The following is a 5,008-nucleotide window of genomic DNA, read 5'->3' on the forward strand; positions in this document are numbered from 1 at the left end:
GGAGGATGGCCGCACGCTGAAAGAGATTCAGGAGGCAGAGGCTGCGCAGTAAACGCTTAGCGGTCTGAGGTCACAATTTTTGACTTCAAGTTTGATAGCTGCTTGCGCAATCTCCGCGCAAGCTAGCGGCCTATTGATCCCAAGGATTAACCAGGTGAACCCCGGTGCTTACAAAGTCCTGTGTGTTGCGCGTGGCCACGGTGAAGCCATGCTCCAGTGCGGTAGCAGCAATCATGGCATCGCGCTCAGATCGCGGGTCGGGCACGTGGAGGGCTGCGCACAAGCTTGCGGCCTGTTCTGTGAACGGCAGGATGCGCCCTGCGAAGGCTGCACGAATACCAGTTAGCCAAACCCGTAGCGCCGCGCCTTGCGGTGGGGTTCGCCTCTCCAGTAGCAAGATGCCTTTTTCCAGCTCCAGAATGGTAATGGAGCTCAGGTAAAGCTTGCTGGCGCGGTGTTGTGCAGCCCAATTTCGTACCTCGGCAGACTGATTGGCCTTGCCTTGGCGCAGTTCAGAGATGACATTGGTGTCTAGAAGAATCATGCAGCTCGCCTATTCCAGCTCGACCGCGCGCGTGTTGATGTCTAAGCGTGACCCTTCAAATTCGATAACGTCACCCCCATCGATGTCGTCCATCACCGCCAATAGCGATGGCTCGCCTTGCCCGGCCATGCGGTAGTAGTCGTCGATAGTTAGCAGTGCATAAGCAGGGCGCCCGCGGTCGGTGATGAACACAGGACCCTTTGCGGCGGCGCGTTTAGCGCTGGACACATCGCGGGTGAAATCGCGGCTGGAGAAGGTGTGAACAGACATCTTGGGTCCCGTTGAATGGTTGTTTGTATGTTACGACAAAAGTGTGGTGAAATCAAAAACTGTAAGGCTCACACCATGCGCGTGAATCGTATGGCGGGAGATTCCAATGCCAGCCCCTGTTGAGCAATCCTGCAAACGCCCCGTCAACCAGATCGCGGGGTTAACGTCCACTTTTGCCCCTGTCTTTTTTCCCCTCCCCGTCCATGAAAACCTTCTACAACCACCTCCACGCCCAGCACCATGGAAAGGTCGAGATGTTTCGGGGCGCGCTGGTGCCCTGCTTTGAGGTGCCAGCCCGTGCCGACCATGTGGTAGCTGAGTTGCAGCGCCGGCAATTGGGCGATGTGTTGGAGCCGCAGGCGTTTGACGATGCGGCACTGGCTGCCATTCACAGCCCGCGCTACCTGAACTTTTTGGCCACCGCGTGGGAACAGTGGGTGGCTCTGGATGCGGCCCATGCGGCCAAAGACATCCTGCCCTCGGTGTGGCCCACCCGCACCTTCCGCACTGACATAGAGCCCGACAACTTTGCGGCCAAGGTGGGGCTGTATTCGTTTGACGCGGGTACCCCGTTCACCCGCGGCACCTGGGTGGCGGCGCGGGCCGGCGCGCACTGCGCCTTGGGTGCGGCAGAGCGAATCGTGCAGGGGGATCGAGCCGCCTTTGCCCTCAGTCGCCCGCCCGGCCACCACGCCGGCGCCGACTTTTTTGGCGGCTACTGCTTTCTGAACAATGCGGCGCTGGCGGCGCAACACCTGCGCGATGCCGGCCTGGAGCGGGTGGCGATTCTGGATGTGGACTACCACCACGGCAACGGCACGCAGGCCATCTTTTACGACCGGCCCGATGTGTTCTTCGCCAGCGTCCACGGCGACCCGCGCACCGAATACCCCTTCTACCTGGGCCATGCCGACGAGTCCGGCGCCGGCGCCGGCCAAGGCGCCAATCTGAACCTACCGCTGCCCCGGGGCACGGACTACGCCACCTGGGCCCAAGCGTTGGAAACCGCTCTGGCTGCTATCGGCCGTTTTGGGCCGGACGCGCTGGTGGTATCCCTCGGGGTGGACACCTTCGAAGGCGATCCGATTTCAGGATTTGCGCTGGCGACCGACGACTACCTGCGCATCGGCGAGCGCCTGCACCGCGCCGGCCTGCCGACGGTTTTTGTGTTTGAGGGCGGTTACGCGGTGGATGCGGTGGGCATCAACGTGGTGAATGTGCTGCAGGCGTTTGCTTGACAGAGCCGCTTTTGTGCAAGGTATGTCGTGGATTCACACGGCCCGCCGGTGCGTCCTCAGCAAAGCCGCCAATCCCATCCCCGCCACCAGAATAAGCACCGCCGGGAAAGCCACGCCGGCAGACCACTCAATCAGGGCGCCGCTGATACCAGAGGCCACCAGGCCGCCCAGGGTGTAGTTCAGCACCAGCACCGCGGTGCTGTTGACCAGCGAGCTGCCCTTCTGGCGGGCGCCTATGTCGGTCATGCACAGGGTGTAGAGCGCGCTTCCCGAAGCGCCCAGCAGGAAAACCAGCGGCCAGGCCAGCCATAAAGCGTAGGGCACCAAGGGCATGGCCGCGGTGCACACCAGGGCCAGCCCTGCTACCGCCACCAGCAAACTGCTGCGCCCCCGCACCGGGTTGGCAAAGCGGTCGGCCATCATGCCCACCGGAATGGCAATCAACGTGCTGCCAATGCCGCTTACCGAAATCAACAATGCCGACGCACTCTCGCTCATGCCCAGGTTGAGGCCGTAGAGCGGAAGGATGGAGGCCAGGCCCAGCTCAAAAAAACCGCCGATAAAGCCCGCCAGCATGAGGGCCGGCTGCAGCTGCACGGCCTGCCAGAGCCCGCGCGGGCCCACTGGGCCGGTGTCGGACCCGGGTGGCGCGGGAATGGGCGGAATCAAGGCGGTCCACAGCAGACCCACGGACATCAGCGCCGTGGCCAGCCACAGGCCCAGCGAGCCCTCGCTGCCCGTCCAGGCCAGCAGGGTGGGGCCGATGACGAAGGTCATGCCGACCATGGTGGCGTACATGCCCATGGTGCGGCCTAGCCGGTCGGGCGGCGAAAACTCGGCAATACACGACTCGGCCAACACCCAGCGCAGGCCGCCGGCAATACCCGCCAGCAGCTGCAGCGCAAACCACAGGGCGACGGAATCGCTGCTTAAATACCCCAGCGCGGCCAGCAGCGGCACCACCGAGGCCAGCCACATCGTGCGCCGGCGGCCGAGGCGCCGGGTGATTGCCGAGGCAAACGGGGTGATGATGAAAATACCCAGCCAGTTGGACGCCGCAAATAGCCCCGCCACCGTGGCCGACACCTCCCGCCCGGTCAGCAGCACCAGCATCAGTGGCGCGAGCATGAACACACCCGAGAGCTGGAACAGGGTGGAGCCGAACACGGCCAACAAACCCCGGACCGAGCCGGGCGATCCGGCCGCGGCACCTTGGCCGCTTGCTTGCTCAGCCATGGTCCCGCGCGTCCAAAATCGCGCGCGCCACTTCGGCAAAGCCGGCGCCATATTCCGAGGGCGCCACATAGCGCGGCAGGTGCTTGAGCTGATGCGCACAGTGCGCAATGTTGGCCACGCCCACGCTGTGGGTAAAACGCTCGAACAGGGCCTCGTCATTGCCCGAGTCGCCGACAAACACCCAATGCTCCAGCTCCCGGGGCAGCTCGCGGCCCAGCAACTCGCGGGTGATCCAGCAGGCGCCGGTCCATTTGTTGAAGTCGCCAAAGCAGCCGTGGATGTGGATGCTGCTCACCGTGGTGCGCATGCCGTGGCTTTGAAGCAGGGCCAGCACCTGCTGCACGACCTCGGGCGGGTGCTGTGCGAATTCGGCATAGTCAAACGCGAGGTCGGTTTCGCGGCCGGCGCTGTCGCGGCTTTGCGTCACGCCGGGCAGGGCAGCGCCCATGTCACGGGCAATCGCGTCCATCCGCAAACGGTTGGCTGCGCGGGCTTCAGGGTCTTCTTGGTATATTTTTGATAGCGCCTCGCGCAATACCGGCGGGCTCTGGCGGCCTAAAACATAGGCAACCGCGCCGTTTTCGGCAACCACCGCATCCACCGGCCACGCCGGCCCCGCGCTGCCGTTCAGCCAGGGCGCGCACCAGCCTATAGGCCGGCCGGTGATGGCAACCACCGTCAATCCCGCAGCCTTCAGTTCGGTCAGGGCCTGCAAGGCTTCGGGGGCAATGCCCCCGGCGTGGATCAGGGTGTCATCAATGTCGGTGAATACGCCCCGGATACCGCGGCGGCTTTCGGCCGGCCAGTCAGTTAGCGGCTGCACCGCGGGGCCCCGCTGCTAGCCGGCGCTTTGCAGCGCCAGGCCGGCGTGTTCGCGCAGCGGGTGGAAGTGGATTTTCGGAAAGCGTTCCTGCGCCAGCCGCACATCGTAGGGGCTGGTGCACAGGTAGGCCAGCGTGTCGGCCGCATCCTTGGCCATGCGCATGGGGTAGGCGTTGACAAACTCCTGCAGCTCTTTCGGCGTGTCAGCGGTAATCCAGCGCGCGCCGGTGTACTGGCTGCCCTCCAGGCGGATGTCGGCGTCGTACTCGCCCTTGAGGCGGTGCTGCACCACCTCAAACTGCAACTGTCCCACTGCGCCGAGCAGCATGTTGCCGCCCATCTCGGGCTTGAAGACCTGAATGGCGCCCTCTTCACCCAGCTGGGCCAGGCCCTGCTGCAGCTGCTTGGTACGCAGCGGGTTGCGCAGCACCACGGTCATGAACATTTCGGGCGCAAAAAAGGGCAGCCCGGTGTACATCAGGTTGACGCTGCCATCGGTAATTGTGTCGCCTAGCTGCACGCCTCCGTGGGTGGTAAAGCCCACGATGTCGCCGGCGTAGGCCTCTTCCACCGCCTCGCGGCGCTGGCTCATGAAGGTGACCACCGAGGTGGGGCGCAGCTCCTTGGCGGTGCGCATGACCTTGAGCTTCATGCCCGGGGTGTACTTGCCGCTGGCCATGCGCACAAAGGCGATGCGGTCGCGGTGGTTGGCGTCCATATTGGCCTGCACCTTGAACACCACGCCCGAGAACGCGCTGTCTTCGGGCTGGATTTCTTTGACCACGGGCTGCTTGTTGACCAGCAGGCTGCTGGTGCGGGGCTTGGGCGCGGGGGCCAAATCCACCAGGGCGTCGAGCACTTCCATCACACCGAAGTTGTTCACGCCGGAGCCGAAGAA

General features: G+C 64.0%; 6 protein-coding genes. 1 reads left to right on the top strand and 5 read right to left on the bottom strand.

Annotation, left to right across the window (positions count from 1 at the left end):
* Positions 1-130: 130 nt before the first annotated feature.
* Complete coding sequence (locus Q0O05_RS11235) at positions 131-544, bottom strand: type II toxin-antitoxin system VapC family toxin (protein ID WP_293663085.1); 414 nt, start codon at positions 542-544, stop codon at positions 131-133.
* Positions 545-553: 9 nt separating this feature from the next.
* On the bottom strand, positions 554-814 hold the full coding sequence (locus Q0O05_RS11240; protein ID WP_293663087.1) for a type II toxin-antitoxin system prevent-host-death family antitoxin: 261 nt from the start codon (positions 812-814) through the stop codon (positions 554-556).
* Positions 815-1,017: 203 nt separating this feature from the next.
* Here Q0O05_RS11240 and Q0O05_RS11245 point away from each other — a divergent pair, with 203 nt between their 5' ends.
* Positions 1,018-2,052: a histone deacetylase family protein gene (locus tag Q0O05_RS11245; protein ID WP_293663089.1), complete on the top strand. Its 1,035-nt coding sequence runs from the start codon at positions 1,018-1,020 to the stop codon at positions 2,050-2,052.
* A 33-nt stretch (positions 2,053-2,085) separates the two neighbouring features.
* On the opposite strand, the gene Q0O05_RS11250 is transcribed toward Q0O05_RS11245, so the two are convergent.
* The 3 genes from Q0O05_RS11250 to Q0O05_RS11260 form a co-directional block, all read right to left on the bottom strand.
* A complete protein-coding gene (locus Q0O05_RS11250) occupies positions 2,086-3,288 on the bottom strand; it encodes an MFS transporter (protein WP_293663091.1) in 1,203 nt (400 codons plus the stop codon).
* Positions 3,281-4,111 carry an HAD family hydrolase gene (locus Q0O05_RS11255; protein ID WP_293663093.1) on the bottom strand — a complete coding sequence of 277 codons (831 nt, stop codon included), beginning with the start codon at positions 4,109-4,111 and terminating at the stop codon, positions 3,281-3,283. Before Q0O05_RS11255 ends, Q0O05_RS11250 begins: the two co-directional genes overlap by 8 nt.
* 15 nt (positions 4,112-4,126) lie before the next feature.
* On the bottom strand, positions 4,127-5,008 hold an 882-nt coding region (locus Q0O05_RS11260), incomplete at its 5' end, for an EF-Tu/IF-2/RF-3 family GTPase (RefSeq protein ID WP_293663095.1).

The organism is Rhodoferax sp. OV413 (assembly GCF_945881795.1).
Taxonomy (GTDB): Bacteria; Pseudomonadota; Gammaproteobacteria; order Burkholderiales; family Burkholderiaceae_C; genus Allorhodoferax.

Bases quoted from the DNA above. Each gene is read 5' to 3' on its own strand.
- Q0O05_RS11245 (WP_293663089.1), top strand. From the start codon at position 1,018: ATGAAAACCTTCTACAACCACCTCCACGCCCAGCACCATGGAAAGGTC.
- Q0O05_RS11240 (WP_293663087.1), bottom strand. From the start codon at position 814: ATGTCTGTTCACACCTTCTCCAGCCGCGATTTCACCCGCGATGTGTCC.
- Q0O05_RS11235 (WP_293663085.1), bottom strand. From the start codon at position 544: ATGATTCTTCTAGACACCAATGTCATCTCTGAACTGCGCCAAGGCAAG.
- Q0O05_RS11250 (WP_293663091.1), bottom strand. From the start codon at position 3,288: ATGGCTGAGCAAGCAAGCGGCCAAGGTGCCGCGGCCGGATCGCCCGGC.